We start from the raw sequence: 22,989 nt of genomic DNA on the forward strand, positions 1-22,989 counted from the left end.
TATGGCAGACCGGCGGGTCAGTCCAGCGCAGTACGCCGCAACGGCCACATCCGGGACACCGCTCACTCCGGCAGGCTCATCACGATCAGTGCGCCGGCCGTCTGGTCGTTGTGCTGGTGCAACGGGCTCACGGTCACGGTGACCCGGACCCCGCGTCCCCGCCGGTTGACCGCGTCCACCGTGACCGAGGCCTGTTCACCCCCGCCCTCACCGCTACCGTCGCCGGCCAGGACCTGCCTGATCAACGGGCGCAGGCGCTCCATCGGCAGGCCGATGTCGAGGTTCAGCAGGTGCTGCCCGACGGCCTCCTCCTGACGCACCCCCCACAGCTCCTCGGCCCTGGAGTTCCAGACCTGCACCTGCAGGTCGCGGTTCACCACGGTGATGCCGGCCTGCAGGGCGGTCAGCACCATCTCCATGAAGCCGTTCAGCCGGGACACCTCGTCGGTGCGTTCCCGCAGTTCGGTGTTGCTGAACTGGAGTTCGTCGTTCATCGACTGCAGTTCCTCGTTCATCGTCTCGAGCTCTTCGTTGGTCGACTGCAGCTCCTCGTTGGTGGTCTCGAGTTCCTCCACCGTCGACTGCAGCTCCTCGTTGGTGGTCTCGAGCTCCTCGTTGGTCGACTGCAGCTCTTCGTAGGCGGTCTCCAGCTGGCGGTGCGCGTACTCCAGCTCGCCCTGCAGCTGCCGGTACCGCGACACGTCGGTGAAGTAGATGCTGGTGCCCAGGAGCTGGCCGTCGCGATCCAGCAGCGGTGCGATCTGGATGTCGAGCCACAGCGAGGTGGCGCCCCGGGTCCACTCCACGTCGCGCACCCAGACCGGCCGGCGGTCGCTCACCGCCTGGTCGATGTGCGAGCGCAGTTCCACCGGCCGGTAGGACAGCTCGAGATCCTGCAGCGCACGGCCGATCTCGCGCGAGGTCAGGCCGAACATCGTGTTGGCGCGCTGGTTGCTGAGAAGGAGCCGGCCCTCCAGATCGAGCAGGATCTGCGCCACCGGGCTCGAGGTCAGTGCCTCCTGGCGGATCTTTCCCTGGTAGTCGCCGGTCGCGGGCTGGCCGTAGCCGGCCGTGGAGCCGATCAGCAGCCCGCGCTCGGTGCGGGGGTTGTTCGCCACCACCTTGCGGAAGAACCGCCGCTTGAGGTCGATCGGGGCGAACAACGACGAGTGGGTGAGCAGCATCTCGGCCTTGCCGAGGAAGAGCACCCCGGTGTCCTCCAGGGCGAAGTGCAGCCGCCGGACGATGCTCGACTGGGTCTCGGCGTTGAAGTACATCAGGGTGTTGCGGCACAGCAGCAGGTCGATGTGTGAGATCGGGGCGTCCTGCAGCAGGTCGTTGCGGCCGAAGATGACCGAGCGGCGCAGGTCCTTGCTGAAGGTGTAGCGCTGGCCGGAGTTCTCGAAGTACTTCTCCACCAGCTCGCGCGGCACGTTGCGCAGTTGCCGTTCGCTGAAGGTGGCGGTGCGGGCCTCGGCCAGGGCCTCCTCGTCCACGTCGGTGGCGTAGATCTTGACCTGGTCCCGCACCCGTTGCACCCCCAGCTCCTCGGCCAGGCTGATGGCCAGGCTGTAGGCCTCCTCCCCGGTGGCGCAGCCGGCGCTCCAGATCCGGATCGGGGCCCCGCCCTTGTGCTCGATCAGCTGGGGCAGGATCTCGTTGCGCAGCTGGGTCCAGGCCTCGGCGTCCCGGAAGAAGCTGGTGACGTTGATCAGGATGGTGTTGAACAGGTTGGTGAACTCGTCCGGGTTGAGCTCCAGGTAGTCCTGGTAGTCGGCGTAGGTGCTGATCTGGGCGCTCTGCATCTGGTGGTCGACCCGGCGCATCAGGCTGGTGCGCTTGTAACCGGTGAAGTCGAACCGGCGGGCCTCCTTGAGATGCTGCAGCAGCAGCTCGAACTCCGGGTCCACGTTCCTTGCGGCCCTCGTGCTCTCGGGATCGGCGCCGACGGGGCACCCGTCGTCGGTGCTCATGCGCTCTCGGCTGCCTCCGCCGGGGATCCGTCCCCGTCGTCGCTGCGTTCCAGCAGCATCCGCCGGATCAGCCCGGCGGCCGACCGGGACTCGGTGGCCTGATCGTTGAACCGGGCGGCGGCCAGAGGCTGGTCGCGCTGGGTAGCGCGCTCACCCATGTCGGCCGCGAGCGAGGACTTCTCCTCCAGCGTGCGCAACGCCATCCACAAGGCACCCTCCAGCGCCGCGTCGGTCTGGGCCAGGAGACTCTGCACCGACCAGGCGTGACCCACCCGGCAGCGGTAGCGCAGGTAACCGTTCTCGTCGATCTCGAAGAGCGGGCCGTGGCAGTCCGGGCAGGACAGCCCGGCCGCGACGCCCGGTCGCTGGTGTGCGTCGATCGCCTCCGGGTCCATCCGGGAGACGGCGATCTCCTGCTCCAGCAGGTGGTGGTCCGGCCCGGGCACGCTCTGGGGCACCTCCACGCCGATCAGTTCCATCAGCGCTGCGGGCAGGTCGGCGACCGGCAGGACCACGTCCGGTGTCACCGCCGCGATGGCACTACGGGGCATGCTCGGCTGCGAGGCGTCCCGCGGATCCTGCACCACGGCGACACCGCCCTCGTTGCGGACCGAGACCAGGCCGGCGGACCCGTCGTCCAGGGCACCGGACAGCACGACCCCGATCACCCGCGGGCCCAGCGCCCGGGCCGCCGACCGGAACAGCACGTCGACAGCGGGCCGGTGGCCGTTCTCCCGTGGCCCCCGGGTCAGGATCGCCCGGTCGTCCACCACCAGCAGGTGGTGATCGGGGCGGGCCACGATCACCGTGCCCCGGGCCAGGGGCGTCTCGCCCTGAGCGGCCACCACCCGCAGTGCGGTGACCCGGTCCAGGATGGTGGCCAGGGCGTTCACCCCGGAGGGCGGGGTGTGCAGGACCACCAGGACGCAGGCAGGCAGGTCGGCCGGCAGCGGGGACAGCAGTTTCGTGATCGCCTCGACCCCGCCGGCGCTCGCTCCGACGACAACCACGTCTCGCTGAGCCACGTGGCCAACCTCCGTCGGATCGTGATCGGTTCCCGTTGGCTCGAGAGCTGATCAAGTGACCCTATTACACCGGCGGACGGCCCTGGACCGCATCTGCGACCAGCTCGGTGGCCAGCTCCCGGATCTTGCGGTTGCTGTCGTTGCTCATCCGGACCAGCACCGCGAACGCCTCCTCGGCCGAGCACCGGCGGCTCAGCATGATCATGCCCTTGGCCTGGTCGATGACGGCCCGGGAGGCGAGCGCCTGGCGCAGCTGTTCCTGCCCGGACCGCATCTGCTCGATCGTCCGGCTGTCCCGGACCAGGGTGGCGGCGGCCTGGGCGAAGGGCGCCAGCTGTTCGAGGGCCGGTTCGGCGAGGGTGTGCCCCACGTCGCCGTACAGCATCAGGACACCGATGGGCTGCTCCTGAAGGACCAGTGGCAGGGCGAGCCAGGACCCCGAGCTCACCGCCTCACCGACCCCCCGGGCCAGGTCGGGCCAGCGCTGGTCGCCCAGGGCATCGACGGTCGACACCGGTGAGCCGGTGGCGTAGGCCTCGAACATCGGGCCGGTGCTGCTCATGTACTGCAGCCCGTCGCCGGCCTGGGCCAGGGGCGAGGTGGAGACGATGCCGGCCGGATCGGCCGGATCGCCCAGGAGAAGGGACGCGGCTGCGACGGCCGGAGCCGCCTGCACCGCCAGTTCGGCCACCCGGCGCAGCAGCGTGGTCAGATCGGTGTCGCCGACTCCCAGCCGGGCCAGCTCCACCAGCGTCTCCTGATAGGCCGGACCGGCCGGGCCCGGGGTGAGGACCGGCTGGAGGACCCAGCGGACCTGGACCGGCCCGTCCTCGGGCCGGGCGCGGGTGGCGATCACCGCGCAGGGCACCGGGGCGCCCCCACTCGGGAGCAGGCTCAGCGAGGCGTGGGTGGTGTCCGTCTCGTGCGTGACCCGGTGCAGCAGGTCGCGGGCGGCGCGGCGCTCGTCGGGGGCGAAGGAGCTGAAAACCGTTTCGGTATCTCGCAGTTCGTGGACGGTCGCTTGCAGGAGTTCCTCGGCGGCCGGGTTGGCCTCCAGCACCTCACCGGTCGGTGAGGTGGTGAGCACCGCGACCGGCAGACCGTCGATCACCTGCCGGGTGAGGGCCCGGCCCCGGGCCCGGGCCCGGGCCGCGGTGTCCAGTTCGGCGAGCTGGACCGTCAGCTCCTCCTCGGCCACCGCAAGATCGGCGGCGACCTGGTTCAGGGCCTCGGCGGACGGCGGCCAGCTCTGGGTGGCGGCCGGAGTCTGCAGGGTCTGCTGGGCCGAGCGGAGCATGAGCAGAGCCTCGTTCGGCGGCCGGCCCGGCGCGTGGGTGGAGACCACGGCCGGCTGGTCCTTCTCGTCGAGCATCCGGTTCTGCGACATCACTTCGGGCCTCCCGCTTCCGTGCTCGGTCGCCGCCCGGCCGAGGGGAGGGGGGCGGTCCCCGGTCTGGTCTCTGCCGCGATCAAGGATGCCACCGCCCGCGTCGCGGTGCAGGCTCATGGCCCGGCCGGGAGGTCGGCCAGCCGCTGGCTCGCGAGCCGGTAGAGCAGCTCCGGCACGGCTTCCGGAGAGCACGGATCCAGGGAGTGCAGACATGTCGCGCACGTCGCCCGCACCAGGTCGGCGGGGTGGGCGGCGAACTCGACCTCGAGCCGGCGGCAGACCTCGGCGACGCGGACGGTCCGAACGGCGCCGAGACCGGCGCGGCCACCGGCGAGAACGGGGAAGGATGCCATGAAACGGTCCTCAGAGGGCCGGTTCCCGGGTTGGTCGCTGGTTTCGACGCCCAGAACCGCACGTCCTTGTCTACCCGTGACGCGCGCCGGTGTGGATCCGGTCGGCCGAAGATCGTCTGATCGTAGGAGAAGGCTCGCTGGTCAGCTGCGTCGGGCCCGCTCGTTCGCATTCTGGATGGCGTGGACCAGTTCGTCCTTGGACATCTTCGAGCGCCCGGTGACGTCGAGCCGCCGGGCCACCTCGAGCAGGTGCTTCTTGGTGGCGTTGGCGTTCACCCCGCCCGCGGTCGGGCGGTCGCTGTCCCGTCCGCCCTCGGCCCGGGCGTCGGAGGGCCCCTTCTCCTCCTTCGGCTCCCAGCGGTCGCCGACCCTTTCGTGGGTGTGCTTCAGGGCGGCGTAGGCCACCTGGTGGGCACGCCGCTCGTCACCCTCGTACTCCTCGATCGCCGAGTCGTACGTCTTGGTGAAGGTGCGCTGCGCCTTGTCGTCGGAATGCTGCAAGGTGGAGGGCAGCTCGCTCTGCTTCGGGCGGCCGCCCCGGGTGGTCTTGGGCATCGTTCAGCTTCCTTCCTTGTCCGGGTGCCCCGGTGCGGAACCCGGCCGGCTGAGGATCTGGTGGGCCGCGGCCTTCACCCGCTCGGGCAGGAACCGCTCGGCGGTGACCAGCACCTGGTTGACCACCGACCCGGCGACGACCTGGTCCTTCCCGGCCATCAGGGCCTCGTAGGCCTGCCGGGCCACCTCTTGCGGATCGTCCTTGGGGCCCGCGCCCAGCCGGGTGTCGCCCATCTCGGCCCGGTCGAAGAAGCTGGTCGCCACCGGCCCGGGCAGCAGGACGGTGACGCTCACGCCGCTGTCTTTCAGTTCGGTGCGCAGGCCCTGGGCGAAGGAGTGGCCGAACGCCTTGGAGGCGGCGTACACGGCCTCGTAGGGCCCGGGCTGGGTGGCTGCGACCGACGAGGTGATCAGCACCTTCCCGGCGCCCTGCCCGACCAGGTCGGGCAGCACCCGCCGGGCCAGGTGCACCAGCGAGGTGACGTTGACCGCCACCAGGTCGAGCTCCTGGGTCAGGCTCGGTGCGGTGCCCGGGCCGGAGCCCTCGGCGAACGGCCCGCTCGCCCCGACGCCGGCGTTCAGGGCCAGCGCGTCGATCGGCCCGGCCGCCCGGATCCGGGCGTACAGATCCTCGATCTCGTCGTACTGCCGCAGGTCGGCGCGCACCGCGGTGACCCGGGCCCCGAGAGCCTCCAGATCGGCCTGCGCGGGGCCCAGGTCCTCGTTCGCGGTGATCAGCAGGTCGAACTCGTGCAGCGCGAACTGTCGCGCCAGGTGGAACCCGATCCCGGTGGAGGCACCGGTGACGACGGCCAGTCTGCGCATGGTCTCGACCTTCCGCGAAAGGGCTTACGGGGTGGGCATGCCGCCGGTGACGGTGAGCGTCTCGCCGACGGTGTAGCTGGACTCGGCCGACGCCAGGTAGACGTACGCGGGAGCGAGTTCGGCGGGCTGCCCCGGGCGGCCCAGCGGGGTCTGCTGCCCGAACTCCGGCAGCGCCTGCGGCGGCTGCCCTCCAGCTGCCTGCAACGGCGTCCAGATCGGGCCCGGGGCAACCACGTTCACCCGGATACCCCGCGGCGCCAGCTGCTGGGCCAGCGCCTTGCTGAAGGTGTTGATCGCGGCCTTGGTGGTGGCGTAGTCGACCAGGGTGGGCGAGGGGCTGTAGGCCTGCACCGAGCTGGTGTTGATGATCGAGGAACCGGCCGGCAGGTGCGGCAGCGCCTCCTGGATCACCCAGAACATGGCGTGGATGTTCGTCCGCATGGTCTGGTCGAAGCTCTCGGAGGTGATGTCCTCCAGCCGCTCGGCGGTCTGCTGTCGCCCGGCCACGTTGACCACCAGATCCAGCCCGCCCAGCTCCTTCGCCGCGGTGTGCACCAGGGCGCGGGCGTACTTCTCGTCGGCAATGTCTCCCGGCGCCAGCACCGCCTTACGCCCGGCCGCGCGCACCAGTTCGGCCACCTCGTCGGCGTCGGGCTGCTCGTCGGGCAGGTAAGAAAGCACCACGTCGGCACCCTCGCGGGCGTAGGCGATCGCCACCGCCCGGCCGATCCCCGAATCTGCCCCGGTGATCAGCGCCTTACGCCCGCTCAGCCGGCCGGTGCCACGGTAGGACTGCTCCCCGTGGTCGGCCTTCGGGCTCAGCTTCTGGTCCAGCCCGGGACCCTCCTGGTACTGCTCCTCGGGCTGCCGCATCTGGTACTGCTCGGCCGGATTGGCGAAGGTGTACTGATCGTTGCTCAAAGAAATCCCTTTCCCAACAGCGTCTTTCAAGAAAAATTATGGACGGCGAACCCGCTGCTCACCCTGGCCGGCAGCCGGTTCGACCGGATGCCGAGATCCTGGGCAGGCACGTCGTAGGTGCTGGCCGCCAGCCGCATGGCCAGCGCCTCCAGCACGCCCACGACGATGCGCTCCCCAGGGCAGCGGTGACCGGTCTCCGGGGAACCCGCACCCTGCGGTACGAGATCCCAGGCTCCGGGTGGGTTCTCGAGGAAGCGCTCAGGCCGGAAATCCTGAGGCTGCGGCCAGAGCTCCTCGTCGTGGTTCTGCCCGTAGAGGTCGGGAAGCACGGTTGTACCCCGCCGGATCGGGGCGCCTCGCCACTCGGTGTCGGTGGCGGCCCGGCCTCCGACGAACGGGGCGAAGGGGTAGTAGCGGCGCACCTCGTGGCTGAACGCGGTGGCGAAGGCGGTGTCACCAGAGGCGAGGCGTTCTCGGTGCTGCGGCCAGAAGTGCAGGGCGTGGGCCGCGTAGGTGACGAACCAGCAGATCGCCACGGTCGGTCGCAGCACGTTGAGCAGTTCCACCGCGGCGGTGCGCTCGGGCAGTAGCCTGCCGTCGGCGTCGCGGTGTTCCGAGATGATCTGCAGGGCAGATCCTTCCGGCGCTTCGAGGGCACCGCTACGAACGTCACTCACGACGTTGGCCAGCCACTTCTCCCGGCGGTAGCGGGCCGCCCGCGCCCGCCAGTGCCGCCGGCCGGCCGAACCGAACCCGTCCACCAGAGAGACCAGATCGTCTCGGAGACCGTCGATCTCGCTGTCGGGCACGTCCAGCCCGGCCCACCCGGTGACGGCCCGGGTGAGGACCCGGGCCGAGGCGTCGAAGATCACGACCTCCTCGGCCCGGGCCCACCGTGGACGCTCGGCCTCCCACGCCTTCATCACCGCGACCGTCAGCCCGGCCACCGCCTCCGGCGGCATGAGCAGTCCGGTGAACATCGCCTTGCGGTGCCGGTGGGCGTCTCCGTCGAGCGTGTGCACGGCGCCGTGGCCGAATAACGTGGAAAGGATCGGCTCGGGGACGGCGCCGGCGCGGCGGATGTTCTTCTCGTCGTAGAAGAACTGCAGCCCGTCGGTACCCCTGACCCCGGTGAAGCGTAGGCCGGCCAGCCGGCCCCGACCCGGGCGCCAGAGGTAACCGTCGCGCAGAAGGCGCGGGAGAGCGTCCATTGTTCTTACTGACCCTTCATCGAACCCTCATCGAACGGGTGCCACCTCGTCGGCCATCACCGCGGCGGTGCGCTCCCAGACCCGGTGCAGGCCGAGGGTGGCGATCAGTTCGGTGGTGAAGGCCTTGTCGGCCGAGGAGGCCTGCAGCACGCCCGGGCCGTCGGCCGGGATGCCGGAACCGGTGAGCACCTCGACGGCGTCGCCCCAGGCCCCGACCGCCTTGGCGTGCCGGTACATCTCCTGCAGCAGGATCACCGTCTTGATGTCCGGCTCGTGCCCGGTGCCGCCGGCCACCACCACGGCGTCGAACTCGATCGAGCGGGCGGTGAGCACGGTGCGCTGCACCACCTCCTTGTTCCGGCCCTTGCCGATGAACCCGCCGTGCGGAGCGATGACCAGCAGTTCGGCGCCCTGCTTGAGCAGCGCCTTGCGCAGCGAGCGGATACCGGCGATGTCCGAGTCCGAGTCGGCGATCACGCCGATCTTGCGGCCGGCGATCGGCCCGGGCACGGCGACCACCTGCGACAGGGCGGGGGAGAGGACGACCTCGCCGACCGCCTCGACGCCCTTCGGCACGGGCAGGCCCAGCCCCTCGGCCACCTGCTCGCACAGTCCGCCGTCGACCCGGGCCAGGACCAGCAGTTCGCGTTCCTTCACCGACTGCTCATAGCACTTGCCCAGCTCGAAGGTGAAGGCCTCGACGATGTGCTGCTGCTCCAGCGTGGTCAGGCTGCGGTAGAACATCGCCGCCTGGGTGAAGTGGTCGTCGAACGAGACCGGGTTGGCCCGCACCGCGTTGCCCTCGATCCGGCGCGGGGTCTGCACGTAGCCTTGCTCCGGATCGACCTCGGGCAGCCCGCCGTCGAGGCTGTTCGGCCGGTACGGGGCGACCCCGGTGTGGATGGCGGTCTGGTGCATGCCGTCGCGCAGCATGTCGTTGACCGGGACGTGCGGCCGGTTGATCGGCAGCTGGCTGAAGTTCGGCCCGCCCAGCCGGGTGAGCTGGGTGTCCAAGTAGGAGAACATCCGGGCCTGCATCAGCGGGTCGTTGGTGACCTCGATGCCCGGCACCAGGTTGCCGGTGTGGAAGGCGACCTGCTCGGTCTCGGCGAAGTAGTTGGTCGGATTCCGGTTCAGGGTGAGCCGGCCGAGCTTCTGCACCGGGACCAGTTCCTCGGGCACGATCTTGGTGGGGTCGAGCAGGTCGATGCCCTCGAAGGTCTCGGTGCCGTCGTCGGGCATCACCTGCACGCCCAGCTCCCACTCGGGGAAGGCACCGGCCTCGATCGCGTCGGCCAGGTCGCGGCGGTGGAAGTCGGGGTCGACCCCCGCGGCGATCTGCGCCTCCTCCCACACCAGCGAGTGGACGCCGGCCACCGGCTTCCAGTGGAACTTGACCAGGTGGGTGTTGCCCTTGCGGTCGACCAGCCGGAAGGTGTGGACGCCGAAACCCTCCATGGTGCGGTAGGAACGCGGGATGCCCCGGTCGCTCATGTTCCAGAAGGTGTGGTGGGTGGCCTCGGTGTGCAGGGAGACGAAGTCCCAGAACGTGTCGTGGGCCGACTGGGCCTGCGGGATCTCCCGGTCCGGGTGCGGCTTGCCGGCGTGGATGATGTCCGGGAACTTGATCCCGTCCTGGATGAAGAACACCGGCATGTTGTTGCCGACCAGGTCGAAGTTGCCCTCGTCGGTGTAGAACTTGGTGGCGAAACCCCGGGTGTCGCGCACCGTGTCGGCCGAGCCGCGCGAGCCCAGGACGGTGGAGAACCGCACGAAAACCGGAGTCTCGTGACCCTTCTCGGCCAGGAACCGGGCCTTGGTCACGCTCGCGCCGGTGCCGTAGGAGACGAACACGCCGTGCGCGGCCGCCCCGCGGGCGTGGACCACCCGTTCCGGGATCCGCTCGTGGTCGAAGTGCGTGATCTTCTCGCGGAAGTGGAAGTCCTCCATCAGCGTCGGGCCGCGCTCGCCGGCCTTCAGCGAATGGTCGGTGTCGGGCAGCCGCAGCCCCTGGGCGGTGGTGAGGTGGTCACCCGACTGGGCCCGGGGGTCGACCGTGTCCTCGCGCTCGCCGGTGCCGGCCCCGGTCGGCGAGACCGCCTCGGGTGCGCTCTGGTCGGGCTTGCGTCGAGTGGGCATGCGATCTCCTGTGCTGGTTGAAGAGATTCGTTGTTCTCTCGGATCTCTCAGGGCTGGAAGACGACCTTGACCATGCCGTCCTGCTTCTTCTGGAACTGCGCGTAGGCACTGGGGGCCTCGTCCAGCGGCAGCGTGTGGGTGGCGAAACCCTCGACCCCGAACGGGTCGCCGGCCTGCAGCACAGGCAGGATCTCGGGCACCCAGCGCCAGACGTTGGCCTGGCCCATGCGCAGCTGGATCTGCTTGTCGAACATGGTCATCATCGGCAGCGGGTCGGCCTCGCCGCCGTAGACCCCGCTGAGCGAGACCGTGCCGCCGCGGCGTACCAGGTCGATGGCCAGGTGCAGGGCGTGCAGCTTGTCGATCCCGGCGGTCTGCATCAGCTTGCGGGCGATCGGGCTGGGCAGGAAGCCGACGGCCTTGTGGGCCACCCCGGCGCCGGGCGAGCCGTGAGCCTCCATGCCGACCGCGTCGACCACCGAGTCCGGGCCGCGGCCGTTGGTGAGCTCGCGGATCACCTCGGTGACGTCGTTCTCGTGCTGGCGCAGGTCGATGGTCTGCACCCCGCGGGCCGCGCTGCGGGCCAGCCGGTCCGGCTCGAGGTCCACGCCGATCACCTGGCCGGCGCCCTGGTGCATGGCCACCCGGGTGGCCATGTCACCGATCGGCCCCAGGCCCAGGACCACCAGCGAGCCGCCCTGGGGGACGTTCGCGTACTGCACGGCCTGCCAGGCGGTGGGCAGCACGTCGGACAGGAACAGCCAGCGCGTGTCCGGGCCCTCGTCGGGCACCTTGATCGGCAGCGTGTCGCCGAACGGCACCCGCAGGTACTCGGCCTGACCGCCGGGCACCTGGCCGTAGAGCTTGGTGTACCCGAAAAGCGAGGCACCCATGCCCTGTTCACGGTTCTGGGTGGTCTCGCACTGGGACTGCAGACCCTGGCCGCACATGAAACAGGTGCCGCAGGAGATGTTGAACGGGACCACCACGCGGTCGCCCGGCTTCAGTTTCGTCACCTGCGGGCCGACCTCGGCCACCACGCCCATCGGCTCGTGGCCGAGGATGTCGCCCGGGTCGAGGAAGGGCCCGAGCGGGTTGTACAGGTGCAGGTCCGAACCGCACAGGCCGGTCGAGGTGATCTTCACGATCACGTCGGTCGGGTCCTGGATCACCGGGTCGGGGACGGTCTCGACGCGAATGTCTTCTTTACCCTGCCAGGTCACAGCTTTCAACGCAGGCTCCGATCACACTGGTACAAGTCGGATCCGCGGTGTTCTCCACGGACCGGCCGAATCCGGCCGGTGGGGCACTCGCCTGCGACTCTGCCAGATACCGATCCGTATGCCAGTCGAAGCCGTTCTCAGTAGTTCGCCGACCTGTCCGTGCGCCGTGAACCCAGTGGTGGGAAACGGGAATCACCCTTTCGTCCGCGCAGGGCCAGCAGCAGTTCGTCCAGTGCTTCCACGGCCGTGTACCGCGGTCGCCATCCGAGTTCCCGCAGTTTCGCCGTGGACATGACCGGTACGCCGGCGGCCAGGTCGATCCAGCCCGGCTCGGTCGGCTGCAGTCGCAGCCTCCAGGTCAGGTCGGCGAGCCCGCGGAGGACGGCCAGGGGCAGTCCGGTGCGTCGTCCCCCCAGGGCGTGGGCCAGGTCGGCGGGATGCAGCACCGGTTCGGCGGCCACGTTGAAGGCGCCGCCGGCCCGGGTGCGCAGCAGCGTGTGCACCGCAGTGGCCACGTCGTCGGCGTGCACCGCCTGGATCACCAGTTCTCCGGGCAGCGGCACCACCGGCGGGCGCACCCGGCGCACCAGCCCGGTCGGTACCAGCGGGCCCAGGAAGATCCGGGCGATCTCACCGGCGGCCGCGGCCTGGAACACCAGGGCCGGGCGCACCCGGGTGAGCGTGGTGCCCGGATGGTCCCGCTCGAACTGGTCCATCAGCCGCTCGACGGCGGCCTTGTGCCGGCCGTACACCGAGCTGGGCACACCTTCGGTGGGCCACTCCTCGCCGACCTCGCGGTCTTTGGGTCCGGCCGAGTAGGCCCCCACCGAGGAGACCACGACGAGATGGGGCACCTGGGCGGTGGCCGCGGCGGTGAGCACGTGGTCGGCGCCGATCACGTTGGTCAGGCGCTGGGTGGCCTCGTCGTGACCGGGCTGGATCTTCCAGGCCAGGTGCACCACCGCGTCGGCGCCGAGGAAGGTCTGCACCAGGTCCTCGCGGGCGGCCGGGTCGGACAGGTCGAGAGGCTGCCACTGCACACCCGCGGGTGGCCCGGCCGGGGCCCGGCGCGAGACACCGATGATCTCGTGGTCGTTGCCGGTCAGCTCCCGCAGCAGGGCCGAGCCCAGGTTGCCGCTCGCCCCGGTGATGACGATCCGCATGCTCATCCTTCGGTTGTTCTCCGGCGGTCAGGGGCGACGTTGCCTGGGATGCGGCCGCCCCGCCGCTCGAGGTGGCCCTCGGACGGCGATCGAGAACCTGCACCTCGTCGCCCCTTCCGGGTAGGGGGGCGTCCGACCCGGAAGCCCTTGTCAAGATCCGCCGGTCCTGCCTAGCGTCTGTGTCACGCACTCGATGAAGCGTGATCCGAAGGAGAACCGTGCAACTGGTCAAGGCCGATGTCGTCGTCACGAGTCCCGACCGCAATTTCGTCACCCTCCGGCTGGAGACCGCCGACGGGGTGGTGGGTCTGGGCGACGGCACCCTGAACGGCCGGGAACTGGCCGTGGTCGCCTACCTCGAGGAACACGTGGTGCCGCTGCTGATCGGGCGCGATGCCTCGCGGATCGAGGACACCTGGCAGTTCCTGTACCGCAGTGCGTACTGGCGGCGGGGCCCGGTGACGATGGCGGCGATCGCCGCGGTGGACACCGCGTTGTGGGACATCAAGGCCAAGGCGGCCGGGATGCCGTTGTACCAGTTGCTGGGTGGGGCCTCGCGGAACGGGTTGCTGGCCTACGGGCACGCCTCGGGCAAGGAGCTGCCGGAGCTGTTCGACAGCATTCGCGCCCACCAGGAGCAGGGTTACAAGGCGATCCGGGTGCAGACCGGGGTGCCGGGCCTGAAGTCGATCTACGGCATCGCCTCGAACGCCACCTACGACGGTGGTCGTTACGACCACGAACCGGCCCAGCGTGGTGACCTGCCGGCCGAGGAGGACTGGGACACCCGCAGCTACCTGCGGCACGTGCCCACGGTGTTCGAGGCGGTGCGCAACGAGTTCGGGCCGGAACTGCCGCTGCTGCACGACTCGCACCACCGGCTCACCCCGATCCAGGCGGCCAAGCTGGGCAAGTCGCTGGAGCCGTACGACCTGTTCTGGCTGGAGGACGTGACCCCGGCCGAGAACCAGGAGGCGCTGCGGCTGGTGCGTCAGCACACCACCACGCCGCTGGCGATCGGGGAGATCTTCAACTCGGTGTGGGACTACCAGCTGATCATCCGGGAGCAGCTGATCGACTACGTGCGCAGCGCGGTCACCCACACCGGGGGGATCACGCACCTGAAGAAGGTGCTCGACTACGCGAGCCAGTACCAGATCAAGTCGGGTATGCACGGCCCGACCGACATCTCACCGGTCGGGCTGGCGGCGCAGATGCATCTGGGCCTGGCGATCCACAACTTCGGGATCCAGGAGTACATGCAGCACGGCGCGCGCACGAACGAGGTGTTCGAGCAGTCGTTCACGTTCACCGACGGGCTGCTGCACCCGGGGCAGCAGCCCGGCCTGGGGGTGGAGCTCAACCTGGCCGAGGCGGCGAAACACGAGTACCAGCGCGCCTATCTGCCGTTCAACCGGCTGGCCGACGGCACGGTGCACGACTGGTAGGAGTCAGCTGGGCAGGGACAGGGCCGGGCCCCGGGAGCGGATGACCACCCGGGGCCGGGGTTCCCGGTGGACCCCGGTCACGATGAAGTGCACCTGGTGGGCGATCGTGACGGTGTGGTCGCCGTACCGCTCGTAGAACCGGTTCAGCAGGGTCAGGTCGACGGCCGACTCGATCCCGTGCGTGCTCTCCCACTCGGGGGCGACCAGCATGGCCAGCAGGGCGCGGTGCAGCCGGTCCATCTCGTCGTCCACCGCGATGATCTCGTCGACCACCGAGACGTCCCGGTCGACCAGCAGGGTGTGGGTCAGGCCGATGCCCTGGGCGGCCACCCGGCCCATCGCGACCACCTGCTCGTGCGAGGTGCCGGGGGCCACGCACCGGGGGTAGCGGCGCCGGGCCAGCTTGGCCACGTGCCGGGCCAGGGCGGCCATCCGCTCCAGGTCGGCCCCCACCCGCAGGGCGGCCAGCATCCGGCGCAGGTCGGTGGCGACCGGGTTGCGCCGGGCCATCGAGTACAGCAGCCGGTGCTCCAGTTCCAGGTGCAGGGCGGTGATCTCCTGGTCGGCGTCGATCGCCTGCTGGGCCACGGCCACGTCGCAGCGGGTGAGGGCCTCGGTGGCGCGGCGCATGGCCAGGTCGGCGTGCTCGCACAACTGCAGGAGCAGTTCGTCGACACGTCGCAGGTCGGTCTCGATGGTGTTGCGTTCGCCGGTCATGTTCCAGGGCTCCCCGGGTGTGCGGTCAGGTCACCTTGGCCGGCGTTTCGACCCATGACCCGCTCCGGGCAGGTCATGATGATCGCAACCATCCGAGCTGCCATCGGCTCATTGTCGCAGATCATGGCGAAACGATAATCATCGATCGGCAGGCGGAATCGACCGTCGCCGACCGTGAATCTCCTGGCCACCGCGAGTTCACGACCGGTCCGGGGCCTACGCTCTGCCCTCATGGCATGGGAACAGGTGGTGACCACGGCGTTCCTGGTGGGCGAGTACGCGATCAAGTTCGTCGCCGTCGGGACCGTGCCGGAGAACCGCCGTCCGGCGTCGTCGTCGGCCTGGCTCCTGCTGATCCTCTTCCTGCCGCTGGTCGGCTTCCCGCTGTACTGGCTGATCGGCAGCCCGTACGTGAGCGGCCGCCGCTACAAGATCCAGGCCCAGGCCAACCACATCCTGGCCGAGCGCACCGCGCACCTCCCGCTGCACCCGCCCGGCGTGCCGCCCTCACCGGCCCTGGCCGGTCTGCTGCACCAGAACCGGGTTCTCACCGGTCTGCCCTGCGTCGAGGGCCGGCCCGAGGCGTTGCACGACGACCCGCGCGCCACCTTCACCGCGATGGCCGAGGCGGTGGACCGGGCCCAGCACTACGTGAACGTCGAGTTCTACATCATGAGCTGGGACGAGGAGACCGACCGTTTCTTCGGCGCCCTGGCCCGGGCGGTCGGGCGGGGTGTACCGGTGCGCCTGCTGCTGGACCACCTCGGTTCGCGAAGGTACCCGCACTGGAAGGAGTTCCGGCAGCGGCTGACCGCCGCCGGGATCGACTGGCACCTGATGATGCCGATCAACCCGCTGCAGCGCCGCTGGCGCCGCCCGGACCTGCGCAATCACCGCAAGCTGCTGGTCGTCGACGGTGAGGTGGCGTTCGTCGGCTCGCACAACCTGATCGCCCCGCACTACGGCAGCGACCACAACCGCCAGATCGGCCGGGCCTGGCGCGACCTGTCGCTGGAGGTGCGCGGCGACGTGGTGCTGGCGGTCGAGGCGGTGTTCGCCACCGACTGGTACATCGAGACCGGCCACATCGTCGAACCCCGGCGCCCGGTGCTGCTCGGGGAGGAGAACGCCGAGAGCGCGATGCAGATCGTGCCCTCCGGCCCGGGTTTCCCGACCGAGCCCAACCTGCGGCTGTTCGTCAGCCTGATCCACCTGGCGGCCGAGCGGGTGGCGATCACCAGCCCGTACTTCGTGCCCGACGAGTCGCTGCTGGCGGCCATCACCACCGCCGCCTACCGCGGGGTGCGGGTGGAGCTGTTCGTGGGTGAGCAGGCCGACCAGTTCCTGGTCGGGCACGCCCAGCGCTCCTACTACCGGGCGCTGCTGGAGGCCGGGGTGCACATCCACCTCTACCCGGCGCCGGCCGTGCTGCACGCCAAGTACCTGACGGTGGACGACGAGGTGGCGGTGATCGGCTCGTCCAACATGGACTTCCGCTCGTTCGCGCTCACCTACGAGGTGATGCTGCTGGGCTACGGCGGTGACCTGGTCAAGCGCCTGCAGGCCAACGACGAGCTCTACCGCTCGGTCTCGCGCGAGCTGACTCTGGAGGAGTGGCTGCGCGAGCCGTGGCGCCGGCGGTACCTGGACAACGTGTGCCGGCTGACCGCGGCCCTGATGTAGGCCGCCCGGTACGTCCACCCCACGATCAGTGACACGGGCCACAAGTTCTGTCCGTTCCGGCCGTTTGGGTTGGGCCAATTGGGTGATTACGCCCGGGACGCTGGGTGACTGCGCCGATACTTAGGAGTTAACACCCAGCCCTGGAAAGGCTTATGCCGCTCAACCAGCCGATCCTGCGCCCGGCCCCCGCGCCGGCGTCAGCCCGGAGCCTGCCGGCGGCCGCCCTCGTGGTGGCGGCGGAGCTCGCCGTGACCGCCGCCACCTGGCTGGTGCTGTGGCGGCTGGACCTGGGCCACGGGTCGCTGCCGACGGTGCTGCTGGCCTGGGGCACCTGCTTCGTCCTCTACACCGCCCCGGTGCAGGACCGGCTGGCACGCCGGCTCGGAGGCGGCGGGCACTCGGTCAACCTGGTGCTGATCGCCGTCGCCGTGTGGTTCGCGCTGACCACCACCGAGCTGCCGAGCATCTACCCGGTGGTGATCGGGGCCCTGGCGATGGAGACCGCCCAGCGGGACTCCTCCACCCGGACCGCACTGGTCGGCCTGGCGCTGATGTTCGGCGGCGCCGGCGCCACCCAGTTCGCCGTGCACCAGGGCTGGATCGGCAGCCTGATCGCCCCGGTCGCCTCCGACCACCTGGCCGTGGTGATGCTGGCGGTGGGCGGCGTGGTGGCGGTGCGCGGGGTGGTCAACGCCCGCAACTCGGCCTCCACCCGCCTCGCCCTGGCCCAGGAACAGCGACTGCGGCACGCCGAACTGCACTACGCCGCCACCCACGACGCGCTGACCGGGCTGCTCAGCCGCCGGGGCCTGGAGCCGCAGTTGTCGGCGGCCGGGGCCCAGGCACGGCCCGGGGCCGGGGTGGCCCTGCTGTTCCTCGACCTCGACGGGTTCAAGGCGATCAACGACTCGCACGGTCACGCGGTGGGCGACGAGCTGCTGGCCGGCGCGGCCGTCCGGTTCGCCCAGGCGCTCGGCGACGGGGCGGCGCTGGCCCGGATGGGCGGCGACGAGTTCGTGGCCGTCGTGCCCGGGGTGCCCTCGCCCGCCGCCGCGGCCCAGTGGGCCCGGGCGGTGCAGGAGTCGCTGGACGAGCCGTTCCGCCTCGGTGACCAGGACGGTGCCCGGGACGACGTCGAGGTCGTCGTACGGGTGGGCGTCAGCGTGGGCCTGGCCTACACCGACACCCCTTCCGGCCTGGGCCCGCTGATGCGTGACGCCGACCGGGCGATGTACCGCCAGAAACGCCGGCGCCGCGAGATCCGGCTTCCGGAGCCGGGTCTGGCCTCAGTCGCCGGGCGCCCCTGAGGCCGGGTGCGGCTGGGCCAGGGCGTTGATGATCTGCTGCAGCAGGCGCCGCCGGGGTTCGCCGGGCCAGCGGTTGTCGGCGGCCTCCTCGTCCACCCGGTGCAGGAGCCGCCGGGCCTCCATGATCCGCCGGGCCCGGGAGGTGGACTCGTCCTGGGTGAGCGAGAGCAGCAGCTCGTCCAGGTCGATCAGGGCGGGCAGGGCCCGCCGGGGCGCTGAGCCGGATGAGCCGGCCCGCTGCTCCGGGATCCCGTCACCGGCCCGGACCTCGAGCACCTGGTCGGCCCGCGCGTCTTCCAGCAGGTTGCGCACCTGGCGCAGCAGCCCCGGAGGCTGACCGTCGCCGCAGACACTGCGGTAGAGCAGTTGCTCGGCCAGTTCCAGCCGCGGGTCGAAGTGCACCTCCAGACCCGGGTCGGCGAGGCGCCCCCGACGGCTGCCCCGCGGGCGCCGGGCCGGTGCGGCCTCCGGCTCGTCGGCGGCCGGCGGTCCGCCGACCAGGCCGAGTTCCTTGTGGTGCTGAGTCGGTCTCATGCATTCCCCCTGTCGCGAGAACTGCTGCCCGGGCCGACTCCGGCGGCCCGCAGCAGTGGTTCCAGCGCGATGGTCGGATCGGTGAGGTACTGCTTCAGCGCCCGTTCCATGGCCGGCCGGCGGGGGGAGAGGGCGGTGACGAACTCGTCCTTGTCGTTCATGCTCAGACCCCCGTCGTGCACGTTGAGCCGGGCCGCCAGACCGGCCAGGCACAGCCGGATCCCGTCGATGTCGAGGTCCGGATTGCGCAGCGCCCACCAGGTGACCACGTCCTCGGCGTACTGGTGCCCGGTACGCCGGGCCGGCACCAGGACGTCGCCCTCGCCAGTCTGACCGAGTCGCTGGAACTTCGGGTGACCTTTCTGCAGATCGCTGAGCCGCCGGCCGTGCTGCAGAACCAGGTTCTGGGCCCCGCGCAGCAGGTGCTGACAGCTCGCCTCGAAGAAGACCAGGGCCGCCCAGTCCATGAATCCCTCGGTGAACACGCTCGGGTCGTGGTTCTGGCGGGGCCGGGCGGGGACGTGCGCGAACACCTCATGGGTGAGGATCGCCGGCAGCGAGAGGTAGGCCTCGGGCCCGAAATGCTGCTCGTGCACGCAGATGCTGATCGAGGCCTCCTGCTCGCCGAGCACCACGAAGGCGGCCGCGGTGTACGGGTCGAGGGCGACGTCGCCCGCCTCGTACGGATGCAGCCGGGTGGGGGCCACCTGCCAGGTGACCCCCGGCCACCGCGGGCCGAGCGGGGCTCCGAGCACCTGCTCGTAGAACTCGTGCACCTGCGCACAGACCCGTTCCAGCAGCAGGCCGACCGGGTCCTCGAGCGCGTGCCGGTCGAGACCGGCCAGGTCGCGCTGCAGCGAGCGGTAGAAGTCGGCGCCGTCCGGGTCGAGCCGGCCGTACTCGACGATCAGGTCGATCTGCCGGCTCAGCGCCTCACCCAGGCGGACCAGCAGGCCGGTGGGTGAGCCGGTCCGGGCGCGCGGGGGCCGGGCGCCGAACTGCAGGGTGTGCAGCAGGGCCCGCGACTCCGGGTCGTTCCCGCGCAGTTCGGTCAGTTCGCCCAGGCTCTCGTGCCACAGCATCAGGACCGTGCCCCGGGCCCGGATGCTCTCGGCCACCCAATCGGGCTCACCCCCCTCCGGCGGCCGCGGCCGCAGCCGGTGCGCCGGGAACGCCGTCACTGCCGGCGGTGCTGGGCACCCCGGCGCGGGCCGATCGCGTCGGCGGCCTTCCGGGTGAGCCGGGGCCAGATCCGGGTGGTCCACAGGTCCCAGGCGAACTTGACCGCCAGGCCCTGGCCGATCTCGATGACGATCTGGGTGGCGTCCGGCACGTTGCCCTGGCCGCTGGGCCGCACCTGCATGGTGCGCCGCAGGTCGAGCGCGCGCTCCTCGAGGGCGGTGAGGTCGAGGACCTCCTGCCCGGAGGCCGTACTCTCGGCCCCGGGCGCGGACAGCGCCTCGGCCAGCACCTCGTCGACGACCCCCTGGATCTCCTGCGCGGACATGCTGCCCCGCGCGAAGACCCACGTACGACTCTCGTCGACCTCGGACATCTCGAGCTCAGACATGGCGTCACAACCCCCGTATGCAGGCGCCTCAGGAGTGAAGTCTAGGCCGAGGAGCACCAGCCGGGGGAAGCCGCGCCGCAAACGGCCGACGTCCGAACGGGATTCAGCACACTGACCGGTAAGTAGCCACCGGGGCAAATCATTCGCAACCACGCACCGGGGATCGCCTCAGGCGCTGGCGTTCTGGCTCTCCCACTCGGCCACCAGCTTCTTCGGCGCCTTCTGCCGCCAGGCCGTGACCAGCAGTTCGCCGACCACGGCGGGCTCGCTGCCGGCCAGCTTCACCCGGACGCCGTCGAGTTTCTGCCCCCACCACAGCTCTTCACAGCTGTCCGGGTGCTCGGCCACGGCGTCGTGCACGTCCTCTTCCGGGACGAACACGTGCAGGCTGTCGCGTTCCGCGGGCATCGTGGCGAAGATGCTGCCGCGCACGCGGAATGACGTCATGGCGAAGTGCGGCTGCTCGCGGGTCTCGGGCAGGCCGAGCGCGATCGCGCGAACCTCGATCTCGTCCATGGTCGTTCCCTCTCGAGGAGGTGGATCCAGATGGTTCCGGAGCTTGACGGACTTGCCGGACGGGTCACCGCCCGCCCTTCGCGGGCCAGCGTACTCCGCCTCCGGTACTGACGGGTGAGTAGAGCCGGATGGGACGGAGAAGGCCGTGAAACGGCGAAGTGCCCGGCCGGTGAACACGGCCGGGCACCTGAGCGTGTGCTGGGAGCGCGCGCCTACGGCGGGCTACTTCCCGGTTACGGCAACGACTCCCAGCACACACCGGGATTCAGCTCCTCGACCCGGAGCTGACTTCTGAGCGATGAAACAGTTTCGGCGTTCCGTCGGCGGTCTCGATCTGTTCCGCCTGGTACCACTGAGTGATCAGTGGGTCAGGTGGTCCAGTTCACCCGACTTGGCGCGGGCGATCCAGGAGGCGAACCCGGCCGGGGCCAGGCGCAGGGTCGGGCCCTGGCCGTGCTGCTTGGTGTCCCGCACCTCGACTGCGGCCGCGTGCTGCCGCATTTCGACGCACGAGCCGTTGGCGCTGGAGAGTTCCGACTTGATCCACTGGGTCGGGTCGGGGGTGGTGCTCATCTCACGAACTCCTTCACTGGGATGGAAGTGCCGTACAGTTCGCCGAAAATCTTCCTGTACTCGGCCAGTTCGCGCGCTGTCTCCATGTAGCGCGAGTCCAAGTGGCTCTCCGTGTAGACGACGGCGGGATCCGCCGGGTCGGGAAAGTCCAGCATGGTGAACACGCCGCCCGCGATCCATGGATGAGGTCCGGCGGAGAACGGGCGGATTCGAATGTCGATCTCGTTGCTCAGGTCCACGAGGTGGTCGATCTGATCCCGCATCACGTCGTCCGAACCGACGACGTAGCGGAGGGCAGCCTCCCCGAGGACAATCCTGATGTCGCAGGCAGGATCGTTGGACATTAGCACGCGCTGACGCTCTAACCGGAAATTGAGTCTCTTCCGCCGAACCTCGTCACTCTGGTCCCGCAGGGTGGCAAGAATAGCCAATGCATAGGCCGGGGTCTGGAGAAGTCCGTGAACCAGATCGCCGTCCCAGGCGCGCATTTTGCTGCACGCCGCCTCCAGGTCGGCGAGAAGTCCGAGATCTCCCGAAACCACATCTCGATAACTGTCCACAATGCCCGGTTTGAGGGCACTGCGACTCAGATGAATCAGCTCTTCGGTCTGGGTCTCAGGAATGCTGTAGATCCGGGACAGTTCCCTGATGTCTCCCGGTTTCGCCAGGGTTCTCCCGGATTCGATCCGATAGATCTTCGTGTGGTGCACCAAGAGTGCAGCAGCAGCGTCTTCCTGGGTCTTGCGCGCCCGTTCGCGCCACCCTTTTAACCGCTGTCCCACCCTTCTCTGAGCCAGAGAAGGTGGTCGTTCGTGCTTCCCCGCTTCGGTGGCCATACCGCGCATCCCCTCGTGGTCAGCCTGTCTTTAAACCCATCCCCGTGGCCTCTGCATTGCATTGCCTGCATTCAAAACCCTGCATTCAGTGGCCTGTGAGATGCAGGGTTGCACAGAACATGCCCTGTTCGCCACCTTGGGTGACATGTCCGATACGCGCAGTCGCCATGTGGCAGTGCCTCGACGCCGCCGCCCTACGCTTCGGGTCGAGCCGGCCGTCGCTCTCCACCGTGATGACGGTGGGATATGTGAGGCGTGCGGGGCGATCTGGCCCTGCTCCGGGATCATTTCGACGCTCCGGACCGGGCGGGTGGAACTACCCCTGGTCAACGGGCGGGGTTACAACACCGGGGTCGCCATCACCGCGGCGATCATGGACGACCTGGTCATCTTCTGGGCCGGTGACCGCACCCTGGCGGTGCTGCACCGGGGACCGCTGGCGGACTGGCTGTGGCGTCCTGAGGGCCGGCGGCTGATCCAGGACGACATCGTGCTCTACGACCATGACGGTCGGCTGGGGCTGACCATCGACGAGGAGGCGGCGTACTTCGTGGACGAGCAGGCGGTCGAGACGCTCCGATCGGTGATCATGAGATGAGCGTGATCCCGAGGCAGGAAGGATCCTCCGCGGCCGAGCTGATGGCCCAGTTGCGCACCGAACTGTCCGAGCTGGAGCGCACTCTCGTGGGCCCGGCCGGTCAGGTGCGCTCGGAGGGCGACCAGGTGCGGGCGGTGGCCCGGCGGCGGATGCGGCACACCGTGGAGGCGCTGACCTTCGTGCTGGACGCCCATCCGGTGGACGGGCAGGGCCGCTGCCACACCTGTGGGCGGCTGCGCCGGTGCCCGGCCTCGGAACTGTTGCGGGCGTGGGTGTCCGGGTGGCTCAACACCGGGGGACTGGCCGACCGTCGGGAAGGGGATCCGGAGCTCGTGTCGAGCCGGAGGCTCGACTAGGCCGTTCCGGCGGGCGCAGCAGGGGGTTTCACGGGGGCTGAGGCGGCGGTCGAGGGTGCCGCCGCCTGGGTTT

General features: G+C 70.0%; 23 protein-coding genes. 5 read left to right on the plus strand and 18 right to left on the minus strand.

Annotated features, from left to right (window positions below; all coding sequences use genetic code 11):
• Positions 1–62 precede the first annotated feature (62 nt).
• The 11 genes from QSK18_RS14880 to QSK18_RS14930 form a co-directional block, all read right to left on the minus strand.
• Positions 63–1,973, minus strand: coding sequence for a CheR family methyltransferase (locus tag QSK18_RS14880; RefSeq protein WP_285619654.1), 1,911 nt, complete (start codon positions 1,971–1,973; stop codon positions 63–65).
• Positions 1,970–2,998, minus strand: coding sequence for a chemotaxis protein CheB (locus QSK18_RS14885; RefSeq protein ID WP_285619656.1), 1,029 nt, complete (start codon positions 2,996–2,998; stop codon positions 1,970–1,972). Before QSK18_RS14885 ends, QSK18_RS14880 begins: the two co-directional genes overlap by 4 nt.
• A 64-nt stretch (positions 2,999–3,062) precedes the next feature.
• The gene (locus QSK18_RS14890; RefSeq protein ID WP_285619658.1) at positions 3,063–4,385 is read right to left on the minus strand and encodes an ANTAR domain-containing protein; all 1,323 of its coding nucleotides are present in this window, start codon (positions 4,383–4,385) and stop codon (positions 3,063–3,065) included.
• Between the two features lie 116 nt (positions 4,386–4,501).
• Positions 4,502–4,741, minus strand: coding sequence for a hypothetical protein (locus QSK18_RS14895; RefSeq protein ID WP_285619660.1), 240 nt, complete (start codon positions 4,739–4,741; stop codon positions 4,502–4,504).
• A gap of 141 nt (positions 4,742–4,882) precedes the next feature.
• A complete protein-coding gene (locus tag QSK18_RS14900) occupies positions 4,883–5,296 on the minus strand; it encodes a ChaB family protein (RefSeq protein ID WP_285619662.1) in 414 nt (137 codons plus the stop codon).
• Between the two features lie 3 nt (positions 5,297–5,299).
• Positions 5,300–6,121: an SDR family NAD(P)-dependent oxidoreductase gene (locus QSK18_RS14905; protein ID WP_285619664.1), complete on the minus strand. Its 822-nt coding sequence runs from the start codon at positions 6,119–6,121 to the stop codon at positions 5,300–5,302.
• Positions 6,122–6,145: 24 nt separating this feature from the next.
• Positions 6,146–6,994, minus strand: a complete 849-nt coding sequence (locus QSK18_RS14910) for an SDR family oxidoreductase (RefSeq protein WP_352396560.1) — start codon at positions 6,992–6,994, stop codon at positions 6,146–6,148.
• 74 nt (positions 6,995–7,068) lie between these two features.
• A complete protein-coding gene (locus tag QSK18_RS14915; RefSeq protein ID WP_285619668.1) occupies positions 7,069–8,253 on the minus strand; it encodes a cytochrome P450 in 1,185 nt (394 codons plus the stop codon).
• Positions 8,254–8,280: 27 nt separating this feature from the next.
• On the minus strand, positions 8,281–10,392 hold the full coding sequence (locus tag QSK18_RS14920) for a catalase (RefSeq protein ID WP_285619670.1): 2,112 nt from the start codon (positions 10,390–10,392) through the stop codon (positions 8,281–8,283).
• Positions 10,393–10,439: 47 nt separating this feature from the next.
• A complete protein-coding gene (locus QSK18_RS14925) occupies positions 10,440–11,624 on the minus strand; it encodes a zinc-dependent alcohol dehydrogenase (RefSeq protein WP_352396540.1) in 1,185 nt (394 codons plus the stop codon).
• A 128-nt stretch (positions 11,625–11,752) separates the two neighbouring features.
• On the minus strand, positions 11,753–12,778 hold the full coding sequence (locus tag QSK18_RS14930; RefSeq protein WP_285619672.1) for an NAD-dependent epimerase/dehydratase family protein: 1,026 nt from the start codon (positions 12,776–12,778) through the stop codon (positions 11,753–11,755).
• A gap of 218 nt (positions 12,779–12,996) precedes the next feature.
• On the opposite strand from QSK18_RS14930, the gene manD reads away from it, so the two are divergent.
• On the plus strand, positions 12,997–14,226 hold the full coding sequence (gene manD / locus QSK18_RS14935; RefSeq protein WP_232811753.1) for a D-mannonate dehydratase ManD: 1,230 nt from the start codon (positions 12,997–12,999) through the stop codon (positions 14,224–14,226).
• Positions 14,227–14,229: 3 nt separating this feature from the next.
• Here manD and phoU read toward each other — a convergent pair whose 3' ends face one another.
• The gene (phoU, locus tag QSK18_RS14940; RefSeq protein ID WP_232811752.1) at positions 14,230–14,943 is read right to left on the minus strand and encodes a phosphate signaling complex protein PhoU; all 714 of its coding nucleotides are present in this window, start codon (positions 14,941–14,943) and stop codon (positions 14,230–14,232) included.
• Between the two features lie 231 nt (positions 14,944–15,174).
• Between phoU and cls the strand changes: the two genes are divergently transcribed.
• Both cls and QSK18_RS14950 read left to right on the plus strand, forming a co-directional pair.
• Positions 15,175–16,626: a cardiolipin synthase gene (cls, locus tag QSK18_RS14945; protein ID WP_232811751.1), complete on the plus strand. Its 1,452-nt coding sequence runs from the start codon at positions 15,175–15,177 to the stop codon at positions 16,624–16,626.
• A gap of 152 nt (positions 16,627–16,778) precedes the next feature.
• The gene (locus QSK18_RS14950) at positions 16,779–17,933 is read left to right on the plus strand and encodes a GGDEF domain-containing protein (RefSeq protein ID WP_285619675.1); all 1,155 of its coding nucleotides are present in this window, start codon (positions 16,779–16,781) and stop codon (positions 17,931–17,933) included.
• Here QSK18_RS14950 and QSK18_RS14955 read toward each other — a convergent pair.
• The 6 genes from QSK18_RS14955 to QSK18_RS14980 form a co-directional block, all read right to left on the minus strand.
• A complete protein-coding gene (locus QSK18_RS14955; protein WP_232811749.1) occupies positions 17,913–18,467 on the minus strand; it encodes a hypothetical protein in 555 nt (184 codons plus the stop codon). The two genes, QSK18_RS14950 and QSK18_RS14955, sit on opposite strands and share 21 nt — an antisense overlap.
• Positions 18,464–19,585, minus strand: a complete 1,122-nt coding sequence (locus QSK18_RS14960) for a hypothetical protein (RefSeq protein WP_285619680.1) — start codon at positions 19,583–19,585, stop codon at positions 18,464–18,466. The genes QSK18_RS14955 and QSK18_RS14960 overlap by 4 nt, the downstream gene beginning before the upstream one ends.
• 59 nt (positions 19,586–19,644) lie before the next feature.
• Entirely contained in the window at positions 19,645–20,037 is a 393-nt protein-coding gene (locus tag QSK18_RS14965) for a hypothetical protein (RefSeq protein ID WP_232811747.1), read from the minus strand.
• A 168-nt stretch (positions 20,038–20,205) separates the two neighbouring features.
• Positions 20,206–20,553, minus strand: a complete 348-nt coding sequence (locus QSK18_RS14970) for an MmcQ/YjbR family DNA-binding protein (protein WP_232811746.1) — start codon at positions 20,551–20,553, stop codon at positions 20,206–20,208.
• A 360-nt stretch (positions 20,554–20,913) separates the two neighbouring features.
• Positions 20,914–21,126, minus strand: a complete 213-nt coding sequence (locus QSK18_RS14975) for a DUF397 domain-containing protein (RefSeq protein ID WP_285619684.1) — start codon at positions 21,124–21,126, stop codon at positions 20,914–20,916.
• The gene (locus tag QSK18_RS14980; RefSeq protein ID WP_232811744.1) at positions 21,123–21,962 is read right to left on the minus strand and encodes a helix-turn-helix domain-containing protein; all 840 of its coding nucleotides are present in this window, start codon (positions 21,960–21,962) and stop codon (positions 21,123–21,125) included. Before QSK18_RS14980 ends, QSK18_RS14975 begins: the two co-directional genes overlap by 4 nt.
• A gap of 310 nt (positions 21,963–22,272) precedes the next feature.
• Between QSK18_RS14980 and QSK18_RS14985 the strand changes: the two genes are divergently transcribed.
• The gene (locus tag QSK18_RS14985) at positions 22,273–22,560 is read left to right on the plus strand and encodes a hypothetical protein (protein ID WP_232811743.1); all 288 of its coding nucleotides are present in this window, start codon (positions 22,273–22,275) and stop codon (positions 22,558–22,560) included.
• The gene (locus QSK18_RS14990) at positions 22,557–22,916 is read left to right on the plus strand and encodes a hypothetical protein (protein ID WP_232811742.1); all 360 of its coding nucleotides are present in this window, start codon (positions 22,557–22,559) and stop codon (positions 22,914–22,916) included. Before QSK18_RS14985 ends, QSK18_RS14990 begins: the two co-directional genes overlap by 4 nt.
• The last annotated feature ends 73 nt before the right edge of the window (positions 22,917–22,989 follow it).

The sequence above is a fragment of the Kineosporia sp. NBRC 101677 genome, assembly GCF_030269265.1.
GTDB classification, from domain to species: domain Bacteria; phylum Actinomycetota; class Actinomycetes; order Actinomycetales; family Kineosporiaceae; genus Kineosporia; species Kineosporia rhizophila.